The following is a 24,420-nucleotide window of genomic DNA, read 5'->3' as shown; positions in this document are numbered from 1 at the left end:
CCTCCCCCGGCCTTCGGCGAGCAGCGCGGGTCTGGCAGCCCTGGTTTGATTGCAATGAGGTCAGAAACTGGTCTTCGCGTCATCAGCGGCGATGGGGAAAGGTTTCGCGGGACATGGCGTTAAGACTTCGTTAACTAAAAAGAACTGGACCCGACTCGCATTTCATGTCTTTTTTGACGGCACGAAAGCAATTTATGGCCCTTTGGCCGTCAGAGCAGGAGCGAGCCGTGAGTGACGGGCACGACCCACAAGCCGCCACTTTGCCAGCGGACAAGATTGTCCGCCATGCCGAGCAGTTATCCTATGAACTGCAGGCTCGGCGTGAACAGATGTATCCCCCGGACGCTCAAAAGAGCCTCCGGCCCTTTCTGACGCATGAAGTTTCGACGCTGACAACCATACCCGAATCGACTTTGCGAACAATGTCGATTGAGGGCAAGGGACCGATCCCGGACCGTCTTGAAAACAATCATCGTGTCTACACGCTGCAACAGATCAATGAGCTGCGCACCCTGTTTGCCCAGCAGCGGCCTGGCGATGCCTTAAGATTTCTGCCGCGCAGAGGCCCCGACGATCCCGTGCAGATCCTTGCGATCGCCAATTTCAAAGGCGGCAGCGCCAAGACAACCACGACCGCCCATCTTGCCCATTACCTTGCCCTGCAGGGTTTTCGCGTTCTGGCGATCGACCTTGATCCTCAAGCCTCGCTCTCGGCCATGTTCGGCGCTCAGCCGGAGATGGATGTGGGGGAGAATGAGACGATTTTCGGCGCACTTCGCTATGATGAGGATCGCCGGCCAATCGGCGAGATCATTCGTCATACCTATTTTCCCGGCATCGATCTCATTCCCGGCAATATTGAATTAATGGAGTATGAGCACGAGACGCCACGCGCGCTGGCCTCCGGCATCAGCAGCGACAAGGGCATGTTCTTTGAGCATCTCCGCCTCGCCATTGCCGAGGTTGAAGATGACTATGATGTCGTCCTGCTGGATACCCCCCCTTCCCTCGGTTTTCTCACGCTGGGCGCCATCTATGCCGCAACAGGACTTGTGATCACCGTCCATCCCGCCATGCTCGACGTCATGTCGATGAGCCAGTTTCTATTGATGATGGGTGACCTGATCTCGGTCATCCGCGATGCTGGCGCCGATATGCAACAGGATTTTCTAAAATATCTGATCACGCGTCATGATCCGAATGACCAGACCCAGGTTCAGGTCGTCGCCATGCTGCGCAATCTGTTTGGTGCCGACGTTTTGCTGCCGACGGCTGTGGATAGCCGGGCAATCGAGACAGCAGGCCTCGCCAAGCGCACCCTTTACGAGATCGAGTCCGGTCAGATTGGTGCCGCAACGGTCAAACGCGCACGGGAAGCGATTGATGCCGTCAACGCCCAGATTGTTCAGCTGCTCAACCAGAACTGGGGCCGCGAATGACCAAGAAACCCAGAAAATCCATTCTGGCGAATTTTGCTTCTTATGCGCCAGCCGCCCCGCCCTCCCCTGACAGTGAAGCTGAAACGAAAGCCAATGCGGAACGCCCGAAAACACGGGTAGGTGCTGGTATCGTCGAAGCCACACATCGTTCACTGACGGAACTGCGCGAGGAACGCGACCGGCTGCGGGCGCTTGTTGAACAAGGTGGCGCCGCCGAGATCGACCCCGATTTGATCGATCCTTCGCCCTATCCTGATCGATTGCCAGACGATGACGCAGCGGGTTTTGCTGCCTTTCGCCAGCAGATCGAAACCGAAGGGCAGGTCGTACCAATCCAGCTGCGCCGCAAAGCCGGGGTCGAGGGACGCTACGAGATCGTTTATGGTCACAGGCGCTGGCGGGCTGCACGAGAACTGGGGCGCAAGGTTAAGGCGCAGATCGTCGATTTTGACGATCGCGAGTTGCTGCTGGCGCAGGGTATTGAAAACTCTGCCCGGCAGGATCTCACCTGGATTGAGAAGGCACTCTTCGCCGACATCATGGAGCGTGCCGAGATCAAGGCCCGTGATATCCGTTCGGCACTTTCCGTCGATGACGGCGAGCTTGCTCGTTATCGCGCCGTACTGAAATCTATTCCTGTCAGCACAGTTCAAAAGATCGGCCGCGCGCCGAAAGCGGGCAGGGGACGCTGGGTCGAACTGGGACGGCTTTGCGCCGAGAACAGGGACGCTTTTGACCGGATCGACAAGGTTCTGGCAGACGCCGAGACTTCAACGTCCGACCAGCGTTTCGCTCTGGCGCTCCGCGCTGCACAACCGAAGAAGGAAAAGGCAGGCAAACCCAAGGCGATACCGCTTGTCACAGCAAAAGGACAGGAGATCGGCAAAGTTGCGTTTGGTCGGAGCGACATCAAGATTTCTCTGGCTGATGATCAGGCCGACGCTTTCAAGACCTTTCTTGAAGATGAACTACCCGCACTCGTCGAGCGTTATCTCGCCGGGCGGAACTAAGCGAACCTTGGCAGCTGCCAAGGTTAAATTGAAACAGAACGAAAGGAAAGCTGCGCAAAAGAAAAGGCCCCCAAGCGACATGCGCCCGGAAGCCTAGGTATCAGTTAGCACCTCTTGCCTCGCATTTCCGGCTCCATCAGTCAAGTGGCTGAAGCGAATTCTTTCGTTTCAGGACGGTTTCTTTTGCCTTTTTGAAAGGTGAAATCATGGATGCGGGAATGATAGCGACGCCTTTTGGGCGGCGACCGATGACACTTGGCCAATTGGCAGAACAAAAGCGCGTTCGCGATATGCCGGCTGGCAAGGTGACAGACAAGTGGAAGATCTTTCACACAATTCGAGCCATCCGAAAGCCGATCGGAGCAAGTGACCGTGCACTGGCGATCCTCAATGCCCTGTTGACGTTTCATCCACACAATGTCCTGTCCAACGATGACAGCCTGATCGTCTGGCCGTCGAATGAACAACTGTGTGCACGGGCCAACGGCATGCCGGAAACCACGCTCCGGCGGCATCTCGCCATCCTTGTCCGCTGTGGTCTTGTTCTCCGTCGCGATAGTCCCAACGGCAAGCGCTATGCCCGCAAGACCCGCAATGGTGCCATCACACAAGCCTATGGTTTCGATCTATCCCCTTTGGTTGCCAGGGCCGAGGAGTTCGAGATGATGGCTGCACGCCTGGAGATCGAACGGCAGGCCTTCAAATCAGCCCGCGAACAGCTGACTCTGCTACGCCGCGACATTGTCAAGCTTGTCGAGCTTGGCCTCGCAGAGGATCATGACGGCAACTGGCCGGACTTTCAGATCCGCTATCGCAACATCATTGACGGGGTGCCGCGCTCACCCACATTCGAAGCCATCAACGCCGCGCTCACCGCCCTGCTTGACCTACGAGCGGCGATCAACGATGCATTGGAAACACTCGCTGAATCGACAGATGTGGACGCCAATGACCTTCAGAATGGTCGGCACATACAGAATTCAGATACAGATAATCCAATTGAATCTGAAACGAAGGACATTTCATCCGGCCCCAAGCACCATGCCGCCAAAGTCAACGCCGCTGACACAAACTCAGCAAAGACAACGCCACCGCTCTCCATAGTGCTGAAGGCTTGTCCAGATCTCATTCAATATGAGCAAAATGGTGAAATCCGTGGATGGCGCGACTTTGTCCGTGCTGCCGAAAAAGCACGGACCGTTCTTGCCATCAACAGCAATGCCTGGCACGAAGCCTGTTTCGCTATGGGATTGATCCCGGCAGCCATCACACTTGCAGCCATTCTGCAACATGCTGAACGGATTAGCTGCCCTGGTGCTTATCTCCGGTCTTTGACAGCGAAAGCGAAAGACGGCAAATTTTCAACTCAGCCAATGATCCATGCCTTGCGAAACAGGCAAAGGCACGAATCGATATCAACCGCGCCGGTTTCGCCCGCAGCGAAAAACGCACATCCGGGGATGTTCATTTCAGCTGCACTGCGCCGATCGGCTCAACTTTGATCCTGCTCATCCTTGGCAGCTGCCAAGGATTTTATCAACGCAGATCAATTCCCGTTTCGGAAGGCTATGGCCAAGGTTCCAATCTAGCTGATCCTGCCAGAAGAGGACCAGGCGCCTACAGGCCAGCAGCTTTGGTGAGATTAACACGGAATCGATCGCGGCGACGCTGATATTTGCGGGTCATTTCGGCAGAGGCGTGGCCGAGTTGCTTCTGCACATAACGTTCCTCTACTTCAGCTGAGGAAGCCAGTCCCGCACGCAGAGAATGACCTGAGAAGAGTTTTGCCCGTTCAGTCTCCGGCAAATCAGAGCGAATACCGGCAGCAAGAGCCGTCGCTTTGACCAAGCGCGCGACATGACGATCCGACAGGCGCTCAACATCCACGGTTCTGCCATCCTTGAGGATCGGCCGGAAAAGTGGCCCCCGTGCGATCTTTCCGTAATTAATCCATGCTTCGAGAGCCCGGAGCGGGCAGGAGGCCTCTGTCGAACCACGCCCGATCTCCACCTCGCGCCAGCCCGTCTTACCTCGCAAGGTCAGGAGAACGCCAGTCTCCGGCACGATTTCGATCCAACCCTTGCTGTCTTCTTCACGCGCAACATCCAGAGCAACAATTTCAGAACGTCTGAGGCCGCCAGCGAAGCCGATGAGTAGAATGGCCCGATCGCGCAGGCCGCGCAAATCCCGGCTGAGCGTGCCACACATGGCTATGATATCGCCCCCCATCAGTGCTTCTTTGCCCTTTGGCGGGCGAGCATGGCTACGGCGGATCCCGGCAAGAACAGTGGCGATGTGACGATCAGCGCGATCCAGTGGCAGGCCGCGCTGAGAAAAATGCCAGCTAAGGCCGGACAGGCGTCGTTCGATCGTCGCAACGGAAAGGGCAGGGGACTTACGTCTTGCATCCCCGCTTGCAAGCGCACTGATATATAGTCCGATCGTTTGCGGATCTGGCGGCAGTGGATCTACGCCCGTTTTTCGGCACCACGCGCCATAGTGCTTCCAATCGGCATCATAGGCCTGTCGCGTATTTTCCGCTCGTGAGGCTTTTACATAGGCCCGTGCCGTCTCAACCAGATCCTCCATATGTGCAGTGAGAGGGGCTGTGTTGCCTGCCGAGAGAATGGCTGCTTTCTCGTCCTCCTCGACGGGCATGAAAGTCTGTTCTTCCGGGGTGTCTTGCTGCGATTTTGTCATAGTCATTTCGTTTCGTTGGCGGACGGCAACTCACTGATTTGATGCGAATCGAATTTGCGTTTCATGAGCGGATTCTAACCGAGTCAGCGGAATTTTCGTAATCTTCGGGCAGATGACGTTTGCAGCGCGGCTGTCATGGTTCTAATGATCCACAATGATTGCGCCATGACGCCGCCTGGAGCAAGGCGATTGCACGGGAGACCGTGATTGCTGAAGCGTCCGGAACGTTTACAAAGCGCGTCAGAAGCCCAGCATCAATTAGCTGCATAAAGACGTTCGCGGGCTTTGTCTTTTGCAGGATGTGCATGCGCCTTCCTGGCATGCGATGAACGCACGGGCATCAGCCATTGATCGCTTGGGATATCGCCGCTTGCGGCATGGCAAGAGGTCATGGCGCGTCGTGTCAGGCCCGTGCGGCATCCGCATGATCCTGAAGGTTTCATGATCGATTTCCTGCCGGGTGTCGACCGGCTGGTGCCGTCGCACGGCATTCACCTGTTCGGCCTTCGCTACTGCGATGACGTGCTGAACGTGTGGGCCGGGCGCCCTGATCAACCTCCTGCGGGTTTTCTATGCGACGCCCAACCTTTCAACGGCTTTCGCGGGGGACCGGCCAGTGGCCGTTGGCCGGTCCGTTTTGCAGGAGCGTGGTTGGCAATTGATCGACAACACTCGTCTTCAACACAATCGAGGTGCAGCCTATGCCTACTGGTGAGGCTGCGGTGCACCGCAGGGCTGCGCGGCAAATGGCTGAGAAGCGTCATCATGCGTTGAGCTCTGTCGTTTCGAAAAAAAACAACGCCCGTGATCGGGCGAGTGAAAACCAAGAATGATGTACCGATCGATTGGAGCATGGTTGCCGCCTATGGGTCGAGGAATGGTCATGAAAGCGGAGGGGGCCAAACATCTCTACGAACGCCACCGCCGCTACGCCGCCTTGCCTGGCAGCGAGCCTATTGCATGGATCAAGACAGATCGCTTGGTTCGAGTGGGCGCATCCGGCTACATTATGCCAGTCGATCGGCGCTACGACAGGGCTGGTTGCTGGGGTGCTGGCTCCCATCGAAGCCAGGATGATCGTATTCGATGAGGTCCGGGCATGTTGGTGGGCACCTACCGGCAGTAACGGATATTTCTGAATGCATTGCGGTTCCTCGCAAACGACCTGAAGGTTCCGCTCGTCTGTGTCGTTATGGGCTTTCCGGCTAATCGAAATGGCTGCTGAATATGAGCGTCTTGCGCGTCGAATTCTGATGAATCCGTACGGGCTCTCTGCGGAAAACCTGTCGCGGCGTAAACGGGAGTGCGTTCGGGAAGAGCTTGTCGACGTTACATTCGCCGGAAATGTCACTGGTCCGGCCGCGCTATGATCTTCAGATGTTTTCAGATTTCGTGAGACTGTGCATCGTATCACGCTGTCTCATGAAATCCATCTCCGCCGGCATGTCGGCTGTGTGCGAGATTTCGATCGCAGGGACGATTGGAGCGAATTTTCAGGCTCTGCTCGACGAGAGCCTGTCCATAGCCCGAGTATTGATCGTGAACCCAGTTCGCTCAATGAACGTGAATTCTCATCAATCCGACGCTAAATGCACGCTGTCCACCGATAAAGAGCGAACGACAGGACGTGATTTCGCCTGCTCCGTTATTGTGTCCGATAATGCAAAATTATCGGACATAAATGAGGGAAGATAAGGTGTGCGGTTATGTCAAATAAATCCCTATTTAATGCACATTTCAATCCGTGCCCGGAATGCGTGTTTTCCCCATAGGGCAGGTTTCGTGGGCCTGTCGCAAATTTCTGTGCTTAAGGCGTTGAGAGCGACATTCCGGGCGAAGAAGAACATGCCGAAGAGAGGCGGATTGCGGCCCCGAACCGGCCGTCTATCTGGCGATGTCCCTTGACTATGCCCTCTTGGTCAATCTATTTGACGTTCAGTTTGTCCAGTGCCTTGCCGGTATGCTGTTCGGCTTTTCGGAGTTCGAAAGCCGATGGCAGCGTCAGCTCTCCCATTTTCCACAATGAATTCGCATCATCTATTCAAGGGCTTATGCACTATCACAGCCCTCTGACTGTCTCAGGCATGTCGTCTTCAATCCGATCAAACCAGTCTCAATCAGCTCACACCATGCACCCTGTTCCATCCTATCTCCTGGCCCGCGCTTCGGTCGCGCTCGCGGTCTTTGCAGCTCTTCTCGGCAGCACCGCTCCGAGCCCGCTCTATCCCACCTACCTGCAGACGTTCTCGCTCAGCCATGCCATGGTGACCGAGATTTTTGCCACCTATGCTCTGGGAACGCTCGTTGCGCTTCTGGTATCATCGCGGATCGGCTCGTCCGTTACCGATCCCCGCCGCATGATGCTGCCCGGCCTGGTCATCACGGCGGCTGGAGCACTGACCTTTGCATTTGCAAATGACGTGACCATGCTACTTGCGGGGCGGTTCCTGAACGGTATCGGTACGGGTGGCATTACCGCGATGGCATCCGCATCGCTTTATGAATTGTCGCCGCCGCACAAACGGGGGCAGGCGGCAATACTCGCGACCCTGGCATTCACCGGCGGTGCGGCCGGCGGGCCGCTGATGAGTTCTGCGGCGATGGCCCTGAATTTTGCGCCGACCGTTTCGCCGTTTCTGTTCATCGTTGTCGTCTCCTGCGTGGCCGGACTGGGGCTGGCTGTGTCCAGCTGGCCAGACTGGAGGATGCAGGGCGTGGCAAAATCCGGTGAGGACGATCCCGAAGAAAGAAGCCGGGCGGTCATACCGCTATTCGTGCTTTCCTGTCTTGCGGTGGGGATTGCCTGGATGCTGGGTTCGTTCATTATGGCCGTCGGTGCGGATCTGGGCAAAAAGCTCTATGGCCTTCAAGGTGCAGGTCTGGCGGGCATGATCGCGGCGATATTCCAGTTGTTTGCCGGACTGGGGCAGGCGCTTTGCGGGCGTGCCGGACCGCGCCGATCGATCGGCGCCGGTCTGGTTGGCATCATCGTCGTTCAGCTGGTCTTGCTGGCACTGGCAGGTAGCCGGCACGGCTACCTGGTGCTGGGGCTGATGGCCGCCTGCGGTTTTGCTTATGGGGCGTGTTTTGTCGGCGCGCTCGGGCTTGCGAGTTCGTCGGCCTCAAGGGCGCGGCGCGCAACCTATATTTCCGGATTTTATATCGTCGGCTATCTGTTAAACGCGCTGCCAACGCTGGCAATGGGCCTCCTGATCGACAGGATTGGTCTTGGAAATGCATTTGATGTTTTCGGGCTGGTCGTGGTTCTGATTGCCGCCGCCGGCCTTGTTCTCACCTGGGCTGTCCGCAGATACTGAGGTTGCGGCAATCATTGTTCTGCCCGCTGATCTCCGGATCTGCGCCAGCTCCGGTTGCGCCTGACATTGGCCTCGCAAACGCAGCCGCATTTTGGTCATGTTCCTCGGTTGAAGCCGGTTTGCCCCATTTTCGTCTTTTATTCTCTTTGACGGGAGTCACAACGCGCTGCCATGCGCGAATGGCGCTCACAGACCGACAAATTGGCGGCTACAACTCTGTTCGTGACGCCATCGCTCGTCCAATCTCACTGCAATATCAAACAAGGGGTTCAAGAAGGAGAGTTCTGGAATGGTAACGACAAGCAGGCGCGATTTTCTCAAGACGGGCTCGGCCGGGGTGGCCGCCGCTGCCGCTTTCGCAGTGCTTGGGCCTCTTGGTGAGGCAAGGGCACAAAGCGAGAGTGGCGTTTTGCGCATGGCCTGGTCCGGTTCCGCGCAGATCCTGGATCCCGCCTCGCAGAACCTTCTCGACGAGTTTCAGTTCTCCCGGCTGGTCTATGAGACGCTGACCGAACTTGGCTCGGACATGGTGCCCAAGCCTTTGCTGGCAAAGACGTGGACGGTCAGCGATGACGGCCTCACCTGGACCTTCACGCTTGCCGATGACGCGAAGTTTCATTCCGGAAAGCCGTTCACCGCGGATGATGTCGAATTCACCTTCTCGCGTCTGCTTGATCCGGAAAACCCGGTCAACGGAAGCTCTTTCTACGATGCCGTCAAGAGCGTGCAGGCTGTTGACGACCATACCGTCGCCTTTGAACTGAAATATCCTTATGCTGACTTCCTGACCGCTCTGGCGCTCAATTACGGTTCGATCCTGCCTGCTGGCGCGACCAAGGAGAGCCTTGCGAACGCGCCCGATGGCACCGGGCCCTACCAGATGACCGAGTTCGTGCCGGGCACCCGGCTGGTCTACAAGGGCAACAAGGACTATCGCACGCCCGAAGCCGTCGGGCTCGATGAAATCCGGCAGGAGACGATCGCTCAGGCCAATGCGCAGATTTCCTCGCTCACCAGCGGTCACGTCGATCTGATCAACCAGGTCTCACCGCAATTCGTTCCCCAGCTCGATGGCCGCAAGGGCCTGGCGCTCGAAAAATCGAGCGGCGCCGGCTTCCACAGCGTCTACATCAACACCTCCGACGAGCGCTTTGCCAAGCCGCAGGTGCGCGAAGCCATGCGGCTGATGATGGATCGCCCTGCATTGGCGCAGATCGCCTATGCCGGCCTTGCCACGCCGACGGCCGACAATGTCATCCTGACATCGAACCCGTTCTTCGACGCCGATGTCAAGCCGCCGGCTGTCGATGTCGAAAAGGCCAAGGCACTGATGGCCGAGGCCGGTTATCCGTCGGGCTTCAGCGCCAATATCTATACCACCACCGAGCGTTTCGGATTGCAGAAGATGGCGGTTGCCTATGCTGCCATGCTGAAGCCGATCGGCATCGATCTCAAGATCGTCACCTGGACGAACGGCGATCTCGGCACCCAGGCCTATCGCAAGAAGGAGCTGGTGACCTTCTACTGGGGCGTTCAGGCCGGTGCGGATGCTTCGGTTGCGCCATTCTATGAATCGAACGGTTCCTATAATGGCGGGGCATCTGAGCCGCCATACTTCTCCGATCCCGAACTGGACGAGCTCATTCATCAGGGCAAGGTCGAACTCGACACCAATAAGCGCAAGGCCATCTATGACAAGATCCAGGAAATCATCGCCACGCGTGGCTATGTCCTTGTTCCTTATGAAGTTCCGCTCGTTGTCGCATTGTCGGAGAAGGTTCAGAATTTCCATGCCTTCCCGCGTGGCTTCCACGATTTCAAATATGTGACAATCGCATAATCGGCACGGTTTGATGCTTGGATTTATTGGCAAGAGATTGTTGGCAACAGTTCTCACGCTGCTCGCGATATCGGTTCTGATCTTCATCGCCGGTTCGGTTCTGCCCGGTGACGCCGCGCAGATGCAGCTGAACGTCTTCGCCAACGACACCAATCTCGCTGCTCTGAGAGAACAGATGGGCCTTAACCAGCCCATCTGGCACCGCTATCTGTCCTGGCTTTTCGCCGCTGTGCGGGGAGACCTCGGCACATCGATGAGCTTTCAGACCCCGATTGCGCCTCTGGTGATTGACCGTTTCGAGCAAAGCGCCATCCTGACCGTCGCCGCCATGGCGGTCAGCGTGCCGCTTGCGCTCATCCTCGGTCTTCTGTCCGGGCTCTATCGTAACCGGTTACCGGACTACCTGATGACCGGCGTGGGGCTCCTCGGCATATCCGTTCCCGAATTTGTCTGGGGCGTGCTGCTGATCGTGATCTTTTCCGACAGGCTCGGTCTTCTGCCGCCGACCAGCATTACCGACGGATCGGCCCTGCAGGACCCTCAGGTTCTCGTCCTGCCCGTTCTCACGCTCACGCTTCTCACCCTTGCACAGGTCGGCCGCCTGATGCGTTCGGGGGTCGTGTCGACGCTGAAGGAAGACTTTATCCGCACGGCAAGGCTCAAAGGGGCGACACCGGGCCGGACCGTGTTCCGTCACATCTTCCCCAATTCGGTGTCTCCCGCCATCAGCGCGATCGGCCTGAACTTCGGCTGGATGTTTGGCAGCCTGGCAGTCATTGAGACGCTGTTTTCCTATCCGGGGCTGGGCAATCTGATCGTTTTCTCCGTACAGAACCGCGACATTCCGCTGTTGCAGGCTGCTGTACTGTTTGTTTCGCTGGTCGTCTGCCTCGGCAATCTTGCCGCCGACCTCGTCATCCTTGCGCTGGACCCGCGTCTGCGCAGCAGAGCCGGGAGCTGATACCATGGCGGTCACCGAATTACCGACATCGCGCGCCATCAGGTTCCGGCGCATGCCGCTGCCGAGCTATGTCGCCATCCTCGTTCTTGCACTCGTGGCGCTTGCCGCCATCTTCGGGCCGTGGCTTTCGCCTTATGATGCCGTGGAAATCGACCCGCTTGCCGCCCTGCAGCCACCGAGCTGGGCGCATTGGGCCGGAACCGATGACTACGGCCGCGATGTGCTCACCCGTGTGCTTGTCGGCGCGCAATCTTCGCTGAGCCTCGCTTTGATCTGCAGCGCCGCCGCCATCGTGCTCGGCACGGCCGTCGGTCTGGTCGCAGGCTATTACGGCGGAACGGTCGACGGCATCGTCATGCGGGTCATGGATGTGTTTCTGGCGCTGCCATCGCTTCTGATCGCGCTTCTGATCCTTGCCGCCCTCGGCAGCAACACGCTCGTGCTCATCGCCGCGCTGACGGTGATGTTCGTACCGCCTGTTTCGCGCGTGGCAAGAACGGCTGCCATGCGGGTATCGCATCTGGCCTATGTCGATGCTGCGCGGATCCGCGGTGAAAGCGCGGTTGGAATCATGGCGCTCGAACTCCTGCCCAACATGGTTTCGGTTCTGGCTGTCGAGGCCGGTATCCGGGTGAGCTACACCATCCTCAATCTTGCCGCCCTCGGCTTTCTCGGTCTTGGCGTGCAACCGCCGACACCTGACTGGGGGCTGATGATCAGCGAGGGCAGCCAGAACATGAGTTTTGCGCCCTGGGTCGTTATCGCTCCGGCACTTGCGATCGTGGTTGTCGTGCTTTCGGTCAATCTCATTCTTGACGAGGTGGCCAACTGATGGGTGCTGATCATATCAGACAGAAAGACGCAGGCGGCGAAGACGCTGTCGTGATCGACGGGCTGACGGTTTTCTATCGCGGTTGCAATCAGCCGGCGGTGAAGGACCTCTCGTTTTCCGTCCGCCGCGGCGAGTGCCTTGGTATCGTCGGTGAATCCGGATCGGGAAAGTCGACGGCCGGCATGGCGCTGATGGGCTATCTGCCCTCCAATGCCCGGATTGCCGCCGGCCATGTCCGTGTCGGTGGAACGGATGTTGCTTCGCTTTCGCGGCGGGCACAGCGTGACTGGCGCGGACGCAATATCGCCATGGTCTATCAGAGCCCGATGACCGCGCTCAATCCACTGATGACGGTCGGCCGTCAGGTGGCCGAGGCCATGACTGTCCATGGCGTTTCTGCCGAGGACGCTGAAGCCCGCATGGCCGCGCTTTTTGAGCGCGTTCGTCTGCCGGATCCGCAACAGATCGCCGGCCGCTACCCCCACCAGCTGTCCGGCGGACAGTTGCAGCGCGTGGTGATCGCGATGGCCCTGTCGTGCAAGCCCAACGTCATCGTCATGGACGAGCCGACGACCGGCCTCGATGTCACAACCGAGGCGGCGATCCTGGAACTTGTCGACGAGTTGCGCCGCGAGACGGGGACGACGATCCTCCTGATCAGCCACAATCTCGGTCTGGTCGCCAAACATGCCGACCGCGTGGTGGTCATGTTCAAGGGCGAGGCAGTCGAGGCCGGCGCCGCCCAAAGCCTGTTTGCCTGTCCGGACCACGACTATACGCGGGCGCTGCTGGAGGCGAGCCCGAAAGTGGCGTTGCCGCGCGGGGGCCGGGTGCCCGAAGCAACCACCCTCAGCGTGACGCGGGATCGCGTTCTGACGGCGTCATCGGTCAGCGTGACCTTTCCATTGCAGCGCGGCGGGCGTCGCCGGGAACCGGTTTTCAAGGCGCTTGACGATGTCGGACTTGATCTTGTCAAAGGCGAGATCCTGGCCGTCGTCGGCGAGAGCGGGTCGGGAAAGACGACACTGAGCCGTGTGATTGCCGGGCTTTACCAGCCGGATATCGATAGCCGGATCGCCATCGGCGCGGCCGGCGAGAGTACCCGCGTGTCGATGGTGTTTCAGGACCCGACGAGCACGCTCAATCCGAAACGCACGATCGGCTGGACACTGATGCGCACACTGGCGCTTTCCGGTGTGGCCCGCCGTGACCGGCTGAAGCGGGCCGAGCAGCTTCTTGAAGACGTGCGGCTGCCGAAGACCTATCTGAAGCGTCTTCCTGTCGAACTCTCCGGCGGCGAGCGTCAGCGCGTTAGCATTGCCCGCGCCCTGGCGCAGGATCCTGCGGTGATGATCCTCGACGAGCCGACATCGGCGCTCGACGTGTCCGTGCAGAAATCGGCGCTCGATCTGCTTCTCGACCTGCGTCAGCGCCTCGGCCTGTCCATCCTGTTCGTCACCCATGATCTGGGCGTCGTGCGTTACATCGCAGACCGGGTTGCGGTGATGTATCGCGGGAAACTCATCACCGTGGCGCCGACAGAAAGGCTGTTCACCGAGCCCGATCATCCTTATGTCAATCAGCTTATCCAGGCCTGCATGGCCAATCAGATGCCGCGTCTCGTCAATCCGTGACCATGCGGCGTGCAACTTCCATTATGAAAGGCTTCAACAATGACCGAATTCAGCGGTGAGGCAAAAACGATCCTGGATCAGGTCGACCGGGACGAACTGGTCGGACTTGCCTGCGACATGATCCGGGTCCCGAGCGTCAAGGGCGACGAGGCGACACTAGTGCGCAAGATGGCGGCCTGGTTCGAGGAACGCGGCTATGAGGTCTGGCTGCAGGAACTGGATCACGGTCTTTGCCAGGTCATCGCCACCCTGAAGGGCACCGGCGGTGGCAAGAGCCTGATGTTCAACGGCCACCTCGACACCGACCCCGTTACCACTTTCGGCTGGTCGCGCGATCCGTTCGAGCCCTTTGTCGACGGCAACAGGCTTTATGGCGCCGGGGTCATCAACATGAAGGGGCCGGATGCAAGCTTCGTCCATGCGGCGGAAGCGGTCCGCAAGTCCGGTGTCAGGCTCAAGGGCGATCTGGTCGTGGCGCTGGTCTGCGGTGAGCTGCAGGGCGGCTACGGTACGCAACAGCTGATGAAGAGCGGTTTCAGGACCGACATGGCGATCTGCTGCGAGCCTTTCGGTACCTGGAACGTGCTGACCATGAATGTCGGCGTCACCAAGGTTGCCATCTCGGTCAAGGGCAAGACCGAGCACATCATGTACAAGAAGAACGGCATTGACGCGATCCAGAAGATGCTGAAGGTCATTCCGGCCGTTGATGCGATGGAATTCACCTTCGAGCCGCGCGCCGATCTGCCGGACGTTCCCAGCATTCACGTCGGCGCCATCATCGGCGGGCGCGGCGACAACTACAATCTCAAGGGCCCGAACTATGTTTCGGACTATTGCACGATCCTGTGCGATGTCCGGTTCCTGCCCGGCCAGACCATCGAGACCGTCAAGGCGGATATCGAGCGGGCGCTGGATAAGGTGAAGGCCGAAGATCCCTCGCTCGACTACAAGGTCGAAATCCCGGTTCCGCGCTTCTTCGCGACGGCGCTCACCACGGGGCATGAACCGTTCGAGATCTCGTCCGACGAAGATATCGTCAAGACGGTGGTTAGATACCGCACCGAAGTGATGGGCGAACCGCCGGAGCTGGTCGGCGTCCACAATCCCGGCTCCTATTCGGGTGACGACACCTCGCACCTCTGGAAGGCCGGCATTCCCTGCGTCCTGTTCGGGCCCGGCCATCCGAATGGCATCAAGAGCGCCTTTGCCGACGAGTTCATGGATATCGACGACATGGTCGCGCACAGCAAGATCCTGGCGCTGACGGCCCTGGAGGTCTGCAACCGCGACGCTTGACAGTTCCGGCTGACGACACGGCATTGCCGGGCAGGCCGGCTCTTTCGAAACACGCATTTCCAGTCGCCCTGCCGAAACAGCGTCGGGCGATGACGAAATTTCATTGTCTGAAATTCAATCAAGAGGAAAGGAACACTCATGGATCAGCTTTCTCCCGATGCGTCCGCAGCGCTGGCCCAGATCGACCGAGACGAACTGGTCGGGCTTGCCTGCGACATGATCCGGGTCCCGAGCGTCAAGGGCGACGAGGCGACGCTGGTGCGCAAGATGGCGGCCTGGTTCGAAGAGCGCGGCTACGAGGTCTGGCTGCAGGAACTGGATCACGGTCTTTGCTCGGTCATCGCCACCCTGAAGGGCACTGGCGGTGGCAAGAGCCTGATGTTCAACGGCCACCTCGACACCGACCCCGTTACCACCTTCGGCTGGTCGCGCGATCCGTTCGAACCCTTTGTCGATGGCAACAAGCTCTATGGCGCCGGCGTCATCAACATGAAGGGACCGGATGCGAGCTTTGTTCACGCGGCAGAGGCGATCCGCAAGTCCGGCGTCAAGCTCAAGGGCGACCTTGTCGTCACGCTGGTCTGCGGCGAATTGCAGGGTGGCTACGGCACGGACCAGCTGATGAAGAGCGGCTTCAGAACCGACATGGCGATCTGCTGCGAGCCCTTCGGAACGTGGAACGTGCTGACCATGAATGTCGGTGTTTCGTCGATCGCCATCTCGGTCAAGGGCAAGACCGAGCACATCATGTACAAGAAGAATGGCGTTGACGCGATCCAGAAGATGCTGAAGGTCATTCCCGCTATCGATGCGACCGAATTCACCTATGAACCGCGTGCCGACCTTCCGGACGTGCCGGCCGTCCATGTCGGTGCCATCATCGGTGGACGCGGCGACAACTACAATCTCAAGGGCCCGAACTATGTTTCGGACTATTGCACGATCCTGTGCGATATCCGGTTCCTGCCGGGCCAGACCATCGATAGCGTCGTGGCCGATTTCGAGCGGGCACTGGAAAAGGTGAAGGCCGAGGATCCCGAGCTGGATTACAAGATCGAGGTTCCCGCACCGGCGTTCTTCAGCACCGGCCTGACGCGTGGTCACGAGCCGTTCGAGATTTCGCCGGACGAATATATCGTCAAGACGGTGGTCAAGTACCGCACCGAAGTGATGGGTGAACCGCCCGAGCTGGTCGGCGTCCACAATCCCGGCTCCTATTCGGGTGACGATACATCGCACCTCTGGAAGGCCGGCATTCCCTGCGTCCTGTTCGGGCCGGGCCATCCGAACGGTATCAAGAGTGCCTTTGCCGACGAGTTCATGGATATCGACGACATGGTCGCGCACAGCAAGATCCTGACGCTGACCGCGCTCGAAGTCTGCAATCTCGACAAATAAGGCCAGCGGCGGGGTGCGCCCGCCGCAAGGCCGGCCTGTCGTCTGCAGTCACGTCAGTTGGCGGTTTGCGGCAGGCGAACCAACCCTGATGAGGACAATATGATGGCGGCGAACCTGTTTCGCCGCCACATCTTCATCAGGAGAAATGCAGTGATGAACGCATTTGACCGGCAGGCGGCGCAACGGGCTCTGGCCGATGCAGACAGGGCGCTCATGAGCCGGGACTTCGCCACGGCGCTCGGCGGCTATGATCAGGTTTTCGCGATGGGGCTTGAATCCTGGCCGATGCATGTGAACGCCGCCCAGTGCCACAAGCGTCTCGGCGATCTGGAAAGCGCATTCAGGCATTTCGACCGGGCGTTTGAGATCAGACGCCGTCCGCATGACTGGGCGCAGAAACGGCCGCCGGCGGCTCCCGCTGCGCGTGAACCCGTCAATACGGTCTTCGTTGCAAATCTGCGCGAACAATTGGCCTATATCGCCGATCATGGCGGTATCGACTGGTTCAGCCCGGCGATTGCCGAAGAGCTCGGATCGGTCGAGCGGCTGCTGAGCGAGTTCTACGGCCCGACCGGAAGCGGTGCCATCGAGGCCGGGACCGACTGGGTCAGGGCTCTTTTGACGCTCGCCCCATGCCGGCCCGCTTATCAGGCTGACATGCCCTTGCTGTCACCCGATATGCGGATCGAAGAGGTGCCGCTCAGCGGCGATGACCGGTTCTACATCATCGACAATCTCTTCGCCCCGAAGGCGCTTGAGCGCCTGCTTGATCAGCTCTTGCGCTCGACGATCTGGTTCGATGCGCGGGCGCAGCGAAGCTATCTCGGTGCCCATCTTCACGACGGACTTGCAACGCCTTTCATGCTGGATGTGGCAAGGACCCTGCGTGATGTCGTCGAGCGCCTGGTCGGGCCGGTGGTCGTCGCCCAGCTCTGGGCCTTCCGCTACCTGACCAATTCGAAAGGTATCGACATCCATGCCGATCAGGGTGACTGGAACCTCAATGTCTGGCCCGTCAGCGCGGACAATCTTCTGGACAATGGCGATCAGGGTGGCATGACCATCTATGACCTGCGTATTGGCGAGGATGTTCCCTTCGATCAGTATAATTCGCAGCCGGAACTGAACCGGAGCCGCATCGAAAAGGCCAAGGCAGCCTCCCATATTGTGCCCTACCGCGGAAACCGCGCGGTCGTGTTCCCGTCGAAATATCTCCACAAAACCAATGCTGCAGTCTTTTCCGACACCTTCACCGGCCGGCGAATCAACGTCACGCTGATGGCGGACACGATATCGTCCTGAACCGTGTCTGTCGCTTCGGATGGGCGCTCCTGTCCGGTCCGGACAGCAAATCTGGCGCTCACAGCAAGGCTCGCAGCGACCCGCCTTGTTAGTGTCCGGGCAGAGCCGCTTGCACCGCTTTGCGGCACCCTCTTTGGCGCATGCCAGACTTTTCATTGCTTGGAGGCAGTATGTACAGAATTTCGGTCGACACCGGCGGCACGTTTACCGATGTCGTGGTAACCGATGAAGACGGCAGGCTCACGATCGGCAAGGCGCTGACCACACCTGAGCGCAGTTTTACCGGGCTGTCCAACGCCATCAGCAATGCAGCGGATCAGCTTGGCATCGCGCTGCCGGAACTGCTCGCCGAGACCCACGTGCTCGTTTACGGCACAACCCGCGCCACCAATGCGATCGTCGAGCGCAAGACCGCCAGGACTGCACTGCTGGTCACGGAGGGGTTCCAGGATCTCCTGGTTTTCCGCAAGGGCGGCAAGCTCAATGCGCTTGAGCTCAATTCGAAGGTCGAGCCGCCTTATGTCCCGCGCCGCTATACCTTTGAAATCCCCGAGCGCATGAATGCAGAAGGCGAGGTCGTGGCGGCCCTTGACCGCGACAGGGCCCGTGAAATCATCGAAAAGCTCGGGCGGATCGGTATCGAGGCCGTTGCCATCAGCCTCATCTGGTCGATTGCCAATCCGGACCACGAGCGGCAGCTTGCTGCCCTTGTGGAGGAAATTCTTCCGGGCGTTCCCTATACGCTTGCCTCGGAACTGAACCCGATCATCCGCGAATTCCCCCGGACCTCATCCGCCGCCATTGATGCCTCGCTGAAACCGCTGATGCAGCGCCATCTCGGAGATCTCAAGGCGGACCTGCTCGGCGCCGGGTTCAGGGGCGAATTGCTCGTCAGCTCGTCCTCCGGCGGCGTGATGCATATTGATGACGTTCAGCAAAAGCCGATCTACATGGCCAAATCCGGCCCCGCCATGGCGCCGCTTGCCGGGATCGCCTACACCCGGTCGGAAGGTTTCGGCGACGATGTGATTATCGTCGATACCGGCGGCACCACCTTCGATGTCAGCTTGATCCGTGATGGCACGGTGAAATACACGCGCGAGACATGGCTCGGTGTTCCACTGCTTTCGACCATGCTCGGCATGGCCACGGTCGATATCCGCAGCGTTGGTGCCGGCGGCGGTTCGATTGCCTGGGTCGATGCCGGCGGCATGCTCCGCGTTGGTCCCCACAGTGCGGGGTCTGTGCCCGGTCCCGCCTGCTACGGCCGCGGCGGAGACCAGCCGACGGTCACTGATGCCGCCGTTGCGCTTGGCTATATCGATCCCGAAAAATTCCTCGGGGGCCGGATGAAGCTCGATCGCGCCGCAGCCGAAACTGCCGTCGGGACCGTTGCGGTCAAGCTCGGAAAGACGGTCGAGGAAACCGCCTCGGCGATCATCCAGATCTCATCGGAGACGATGATCAAGGCGATCGAGGATATCACCATCAATGACGGTGTCAGCCCGGGCGACAGCGTGTTCGTCGCCGGTGGCGGCGCTGCCGGCCTCAATGTCCTGTCGATTGCAAGGAGCATGAAGGCCAGAAAGGTCATCATCCCGAAGACCGCGGGAGCAATCAGTGCGGCGGGCGGCCAGTTTTCCGACATTGCGATCGACTATTCAGCCTCCTGCTATTCGCTGTCCAGCGCCTATGACGGCGCAGTCGTCCGGGAGGCTGTCGAGGGGCTCAAGGAAAGGGCACAGCAGTTCGAGGATGAGCTGCGCGGCAAGGGTGTTGAGACCTTCCGGCGCCAGCTGTTCGTTGAGGCCCGCTATCTGCGGCAGCAGTGGGAGCTTGAACTGGAACTCCCCATGGACTGGGCGGATGGCGCCTATGACGTCGGGACCCTGGAGCGGGATTTTGCCGATCACTATGAGCGGCTCTATTCCGTCAACCGCTTCGGCACGGACGTCGAAACCATCAACTGGCGGCTCAGGATCGCCGCCGTGCTGCCGCATCCGCAGATCGCCTGGCGCGGACCGCAACAGGGGACGGCGATGGCCGAGCGCCAAAGCCAAGTCTATTTCGCCGGGACCGGCCGGGTTCAGACACGGGTCCTTGATGGCGGCACGATCCCGCTCGGTTACGTCATTGAAGGGCCTGCCATCATCGAGGAGCCGACGACGACCATCGTCGTCGAGCCGGGCATGACCGGACGGCTGTCGACGCAGGGCAATTACATCTTCGACTTCGGAGGCAATCATGAATAATCAGACCACCGGCGCCCAGTTCGATCCGGTCCAGCTTGCGATCATGGGCAACCGTCTGGATGCAATCGTCCGCGAGATGACGAACACCGTCATTCTGACGGCGAATTCCAGCGTCATCGGCATGGCGCGTGACTTCTCCTGTTCGATCCTTTCAGCTGACAGCGACATCGTTGGTGCCGCCGAGGCGCTGCCTGTCCATGCCTTCGGCAGCAATCTGCAGGGCAGGTTCATGGCTGAAAGCCATCCGGACTTTCGCCAGGGCGATGCCTTCCTGAACAATGATCCCTATAACGGCAACACCCATGCCGCCGATCATACCATCCTGGTTCCCGTGTTCGTGGACGGCCAGCATATGTTCACCACGGTCGTGAAATGCCATCAGGCCGATTGCGGCAACAGCGTGCCGACGACCTATTACGCAGCCGCCAGTGACATTTACGCCGAAGGCGCGCTGATCTTCCCGATGGTCCGTGTTCAGCGCGACTATCAGGACAATGACGACATCGTGCGCATGTGCAGGCGCCGCATTCGCGTTCCCGATCAATGGCATGGTGATTTCAAGTCGGCGATTGCCGCAGCCCGGGTCGGCGAAAGGGCATTGCAGACATTCGTCGAGAAGTTCGGCATCGACACGGTGCGTGAATTCCTTGCCGCCTGGCTCGACTATTCGGAGCGGCGCACCGCTGCGGCGATCACCAAACTTCCGGCCGCGACACTTACCCGATACGGCAAGCTTGATCCGCTCGGCGATTTCCTGCCCGATGGCGTCGACGTTTTCGTCAGGATATCGATCGAGCCGGAGGACGGTATGGTGACGGTGGATCTGCGCGAGAATATCGATTGCGTCGATGCTGGCGTGAACCTCTGCCAGGCGACGGCGACGGGCATGGCGATCACGGGCGTTCTGAACTGCCTCGAGCATGATCTGCCGCTGAACTCCGGCACCTTCCGGCGTATCAGGGTCCTGTTGCGCGAAAACTGCGTTGTCGGTATTCCGCAGTTTCCGCACAGCTGCTCGACGGCGACCACGCTGCTTGCCGACGTGATCTGCAACGCCGCGCAATCCTCGATCGCCGATCTTGGCGATGGTTACGGTCTTTCGGAATCCAACATGTTCCTCGGCGTTTCCACGGGCGTCATTTCCGGCCGCGACGAACGCTACCAGGATGCCGAATATGTCAACCAGCTCTTCCTCATGGGCGGCGGCGGGCCGGCCTCTGCCGTTGCCGACGGGCTTGAGGTCTTCACCGTGATTGCGGGTGCCGGACTTTGCTATCGCGACAGCATCGAGATCACCGAACAGCGCACGCCGCTTCTGGTGAAGTCGATGCGGCTTGTCGGCGGCACGGCAGGCGCGGGCCGTCAGCGCGGCGGGGTGGCGACCCGGACCGAATTCGGCCCGCGCCACAGCAACATGATGGTGATGCAGGTGACCAACGGCGTTGAAACCGGTCCCCGCGGGGTTCAGGGCGGGCATGACGCGCTTCCCGGTGCCAATATCAAGGTCCACCTTGACGGCCGCGAGGAAGTGCTGCCCGGCTATCTCGAATGCCTTCTCAGGCCTGGGGAGACCATTGTCGGCCTCGACAGCGGCGGCGGTGGCTATGGCGATCCGGCCGAGCGGGATCCCCTGCGGGTGATGGAAGATGTCAGCGAAGGCTATGAAACCGCCGAGCGGGCCCGGGCCATCTACAAGGTCGCCTTGAATTTCGACAATGATGGCTTCGTGACCGGCGTCGACGAGGCCGAAACCGCAAGGCTGCGCGCGGCCTGAGCCCTGCATGCCCCGCTTCCGCCACGGGGGCAGGGCCTGCCGCAGGGCCTGCATCGATGCCACACAACCAGATAAAACCAGACGAGGCGCCGGGCTATGGCCGACCCCATGAAAAAGATTGCTGTGCTTGATGACTATCAGGGTGTCGCGCTGAAGATGGCCGACTGGTCGCCGCTGAAAGGCAGGGCAGAGATCACGGTCTTCCGCGACAATCTGGTGGACCCGTCTGCCCTGACGGACCGGCTGAAGGACTTCGAGATCGTCTGTGTCATGCGCGAGCGCACGCCTCTTTGCCGCGCGGTCCTTGCCGGCCTGCCAAGGTTGGAATTCATCGCCTCGACATCGGCAAGGAATGCAGCAATCGACATGGACGCTGCATCGTCATTCGGGATCGCCGTTGGTCATACCGATTATCTGTCCTATGGCACCACCGAGATGGCCTGGGGGCTGATCCTCGCCGCCATCCGCCATATTCCGCAGGAAATCGCAGCCGTCAGGGCCGGGGGGTGGCAGCATACCATCGGTCAGGACATTCATGGCCGCACGCTCGGCATCGTCGGCCTCGGCAATTTCGGCAAGGCGGTGGCGCGGGTCGGGGCCGCCTTTGGCATGCGTGTGGTCGCCTGGAGCCAGAACCTCGATCCGGAGCACGCCAGAAGCCACGGCGTCGAAGCCGTGAGCAAGCACGATCTGTTCCGGCACTCGGATATTGTCAGCATTCATATGGTGTTGAGTGACAGGTCGCGGGGGCTGATCGGCAGGCCTGAAATCGCGCTGATGAAGCCGAATGCCTGGCTGATCAATACGTCGCGCGGGCCGATTGTCGATGAGGCAGCGCTGATCGCGGCACTTGAATCTGGGGCGATCGCTGGTGCCGGCCTCGATACTTATGGCGAGGAGCCACTGCCGGCCGGACATCCGTTCCGGCGGCTGGAAAATGTGCTCGCCATGCCGCATCTCGGCTATGTTACCGAGGATACCTACCGGCTTTTCTATGGGCAGATTGTCGAGAATATCGTTTCCTGGCTTGATGGAACACCGATGCGAACAACGTTGCCGGCGCGACCGCGGGCCGTTTGAGCACGAAATCGGCCGCGGCGGGCGTGCTCGCTGCCACGCGCGCTTGATTGGCACAGCGATCTGACCTGTGGGACAACGCGCCATCATGTCTTGTGTTCATGGAGCGGCGCCCGCAAAGGCTGTTGCGGAAACCGCTTTCGCAAAAGATTTGAGCGTGATATGGCTAAATTGCTTAAAAAATAGCCTGTTTTAAAACTGAATAAATTTGCATCATTTTTCACTTGCTTAACATGGCGGATATTTGCAAAAATCAAGCCTGATAGCACGTTGTCGCCCGCTCGCTGGCGCTAGCATATTCAAATTTCGGCTTGATCGTTGGTCTGTTTCCATGAATGGCGACACAGCACAGGCCCCTTGGAGACAGCAATGAGTCTCGGATTTCAAACCGAACCCGGAAATCCGGCCCACCATGATTACTGGCGGGAAATGGTCTGCCGGCACCACATCAAGATTGCCCCCCAGTTCGACAGCCAGATCGGATTTCGAGGTCAGATGAGGATCGATGACTGGGGTCCGGTGCAGCTCTCGGATGCCTCGTTCACACCGATCACTTACATGCACGGCGTTGACGAGATCCGGCAATCGGATCGGGATGATTTTCTCTGCGTGGTCAATCTGGACGGCGACGGTGCGTTTCAGCGCAATTCCCAGTCTATCGCCTACAAGGCGGGTGACCTTCTGCTCTATGACACCAACCAGGTTTACGCGCTGAACTTCCCGACAGCGGCCCGGACCATTTCCGCGCGCATCCCGAGAGCGCTCATCACGAGCCGTCTTCCCGAGGCGGATCGCCAGTTCGCGCTCTGTCTGCGCGGCGACCGGCCGACGACCCAGCTTGCCGTCAGCATGCTGAAGAATGCGGCGACGCTTAGCGAGCTGCCGGACGAAGGCAGTTGTCGCGAGATGGGCCATTCGCTGCTTGATATTGTCTGCATCGCTGTGAAGGACAATCTGGGTGCCACACTGGTTCCGACACCCGGTCAGGCTGCCGTTCTCAAGAGGATCAAGCTGTCGCTGCTTGAGCAGCTGGGCGATGCTTCGCTGGATATCGAGACGATTGCCCAGGCCCAGGGCCTGTCATCGCGAACACTCAACCGCATGTTCGCTTCCGAAGGAACGACCGTGATGCGCTGGCTCTGGAAACAGCGTCTTGCCGCGAGCTACAGGGCATTGTCCGATGGCAGTGTGCGTCAGGTCACCGAGGCGGCATTCCGCTTCGGCTTCAAGGATTCCTCGCATTACACCCGCGCCTTCAAGAGGGAATACAATCTTCAGCCCAACAAGCTGATTGCCCGCTAGCGCATCATTCTTTTCGAAAACCGGAATCGATTTTCGAAAAGAATGATGCGTAGATTCAATAAGATAGAATGTCCTGCTGCGTCCAAAAGGATGCACGGATCCCCAGGCTCCAGATCTGTAATTTGCAGAGCTTGGCGGTGTTATCCCTTGAGGGTTTCAAGGATCTGCCCGCACTGATGGCGTCGCCTTAACGGTGTTGTCATGTCTGGATGGCGCCCGTTTGGCAAGGTGATTTTGTCTGATGTTTAGCTTTGCGGGTCGGGTGCAGTCATGTCTCCGGCCT

General features: G+C 59.3%; 16 protein-coding genes. 15 read left to right on the top strand and 1 reads right to left on the bottom strand.

Going from position 1 to position 24,420, the window contains the following annotated elements:
- The first annotated feature begins 227 nt into the window (after window positions 1-227).
- The 3 genes from repA to repC all read left to right on the top strand — a co-directional run bounded on the left by repA (window position 228) and on the right by repC (window position 3,951).
- The gene (repA, locus tag FJU08_RS20255; RefSeq protein WP_407943730.1) at window positions 228-1,439 is read left to right on the top strand and encodes a plasmid partitioning protein RepA; all 1,212 of its coding nucleotides are present in this window, start codon (window positions 228-230) and stop codon (window positions 1,437-1,439) included.
- Window positions 1,436-2,449 carry a plasmid partitioning protein RepB gene (gene repB, locus FJU08_RS20250; RefSeq protein WP_141150878.1) on the top strand — a complete coding sequence of 338 codons (1,014 nt, stop codon included), beginning with the start codon at window positions 1,436-1,438 and terminating at the stop codon, window positions 2,447-2,449. The genes repA and repB overlap by 4 nt, the downstream gene beginning before the upstream one ends.
- A 206-nt stretch (window positions 2,450-2,655) precedes the next feature.
- The gene (gene repC / locus FJU08_RS20245) at window positions 2,656-3,951 is read left to right on the top strand and encodes a plasmid replication protein RepC (protein WP_141150877.1); all 1,296 of its coding nucleotides are present in this window, start codon (window positions 2,656-2,658) and stop codon (window positions 3,949-3,951) included.
- A gap of 115 nt (window positions 3,952-4,066) precedes the next feature.
- Here the strand turns inward: repC and FJU08_RS20240 are convergent, their stop codons facing one another.
- The gene (locus FJU08_RS20240; protein ID WP_235890872.1) at window positions 4,067-5,107 is read right to left on the bottom strand and encodes a tyrosine-type recombinase/integrase; all 1,041 of its coding nucleotides are present in this window, start codon (window positions 5,105-5,107) and stop codon (window positions 4,067-4,069) included.
- Between the two features lie 2,171 nt (window positions 5,108-7,278).
- Between FJU08_RS20240 and FJU08_RS20230 the strand changes: the two genes are divergently transcribed.
- The 12 genes from FJU08_RS20230 (at window position 7,279) to FJU08_RS20175 (ending at window position 24,137) form a co-directional block, all read left to right on the top strand.
- Window positions 7,279-8,466, top strand: coding sequence for an MFS transporter (locus FJU08_RS20230; protein ID WP_181409956.1), 1,188 nt, complete (start codon window positions 7,279-7,281; stop codon window positions 8,464-8,466).
- A 289-nt stretch (window positions 8,467-8,755) separates the two neighbouring features.
- On the top strand, window positions 8,756-10,306 hold the full coding sequence (locus FJU08_RS20225; protein WP_141150874.1) for an ABC transporter substrate-binding protein: 1,551 nt from the start codon (window positions 8,756-8,758) through the stop codon (window positions 10,304-10,306).
- A 13-nt stretch (window positions 10,307-10,319) separates the two neighbouring features.
- Window positions 10,320-11,267 carry an ABC transporter permease gene (locus tag FJU08_RS20220; RefSeq protein ID WP_141150873.1) on the top strand — a complete coding sequence of 316 codons (948 nt, stop codon included), beginning with the start codon at window positions 10,320-10,322 and terminating at the stop codon, window positions 11,265-11,267.
- Window positions 11,268-11,271: 4 nt separating this feature from the next.
- A complete protein-coding gene (locus tag FJU08_RS20215; RefSeq protein ID WP_141150872.1) occupies window positions 11,272-12,099 on the top strand; it encodes an ABC transporter permease in 828 nt (275 codons plus the stop codon).
- The gene (locus tag FJU08_RS20210; protein WP_141150871.1) at window positions 12,099-13,733 is read left to right on the top strand and encodes a dipeptide ABC transporter ATP-binding protein; all 1,635 of its coding nucleotides are present in this window, start codon (window positions 12,099-12,101) and stop codon (window positions 13,731-13,733) included. Before FJU08_RS20215 ends, FJU08_RS20210 begins: the two co-directional genes overlap by 1 nt.
- 39 nt (window positions 13,734-13,772) lie before the next feature.
- Complete coding sequence (locus FJU08_RS20205; protein WP_141150870.1) at window positions 13,773-15,032, top strand: M20 family metallopeptidase; 1,260 nt, start codon at window positions 13,773-13,775, stop codon at window positions 15,030-15,032.
- A 138-nt stretch (window positions 15,033-15,170) separates the two neighbouring features.
- Window positions 15,171-16,430, top strand: coding sequence for a M20 family metallopeptidase (locus FJU08_RS20200; protein ID WP_141150869.1), 1,260 nt, complete (start codon window positions 15,171-15,173; stop codon window positions 16,428-16,430).
- A 153-nt stretch (window positions 16,431-16,583) separates the two neighbouring features.
- Window positions 16,584-17,732 (top strand): hypothetical protein, encoded by a 1,149-nt coding sequence (locus FJU08_RS20195; protein ID WP_141150868.1) that lies wholly within the window; start codon window positions 16,584-16,586, stop codon window positions 17,730-17,732.
- 170 nt (window positions 17,733-17,902) lie between these two features.
- Complete coding sequence (locus FJU08_RS20190) at window positions 17,903-19,984, top strand: hydantoinase/oxoprolinase family protein (protein ID WP_181409954.1); 2,082 nt, start codon at window positions 17,903-17,905, stop codon at window positions 19,982-19,984.
- A complete protein-coding gene (locus FJU08_RS20185; protein WP_141150866.1) occupies window positions 19,977-21,758 on the top strand; it encodes a hydantoinase B/oxoprolinase family protein in 1,782 nt (593 codons plus the stop codon). Before FJU08_RS20190 ends, FJU08_RS20185 begins: the two co-directional genes overlap by 8 nt.
- Window positions 21,759-21,866: 108 nt before the next feature.
- Window positions 21,867-22,838: a D-2-hydroxyacid dehydrogenase family protein gene (locus FJU08_RS20180; RefSeq protein ID WP_141150865.1), complete on the top strand. Its 972-nt coding sequence runs from the start codon at window positions 21,867-21,869 to the stop codon at window positions 22,836-22,838.
- A 366-nt stretch (window positions 22,839-23,204) separates the two neighbouring features.
- The gene (locus FJU08_RS20175; RefSeq protein WP_141150864.1) at window positions 23,205-24,137 is read left to right on the top strand and encodes a helix-turn-helix domain-containing protein; all 933 of its coding nucleotides are present in this window, start codon (window positions 23,205-23,207) and stop codon (window positions 24,135-24,137) included.
- The last annotated feature ends 283 nt before the right edge of the window (window positions 24,138-24,420 follow it).

Source organism: Martelella alba, assembly GCF_006516955.1.
GTDB classification, from domain to species: Bacteria; Pseudomonadota; Alphaproteobacteria; order Rhizobiales; family Rhizobiaceae; genus Martelella; species Martelella alba.
The sequence above is the reverse complement of the archived record's forward strand: the minus strand, read 5'-3'. Positions and strand labels throughout refer to the sequence as shown.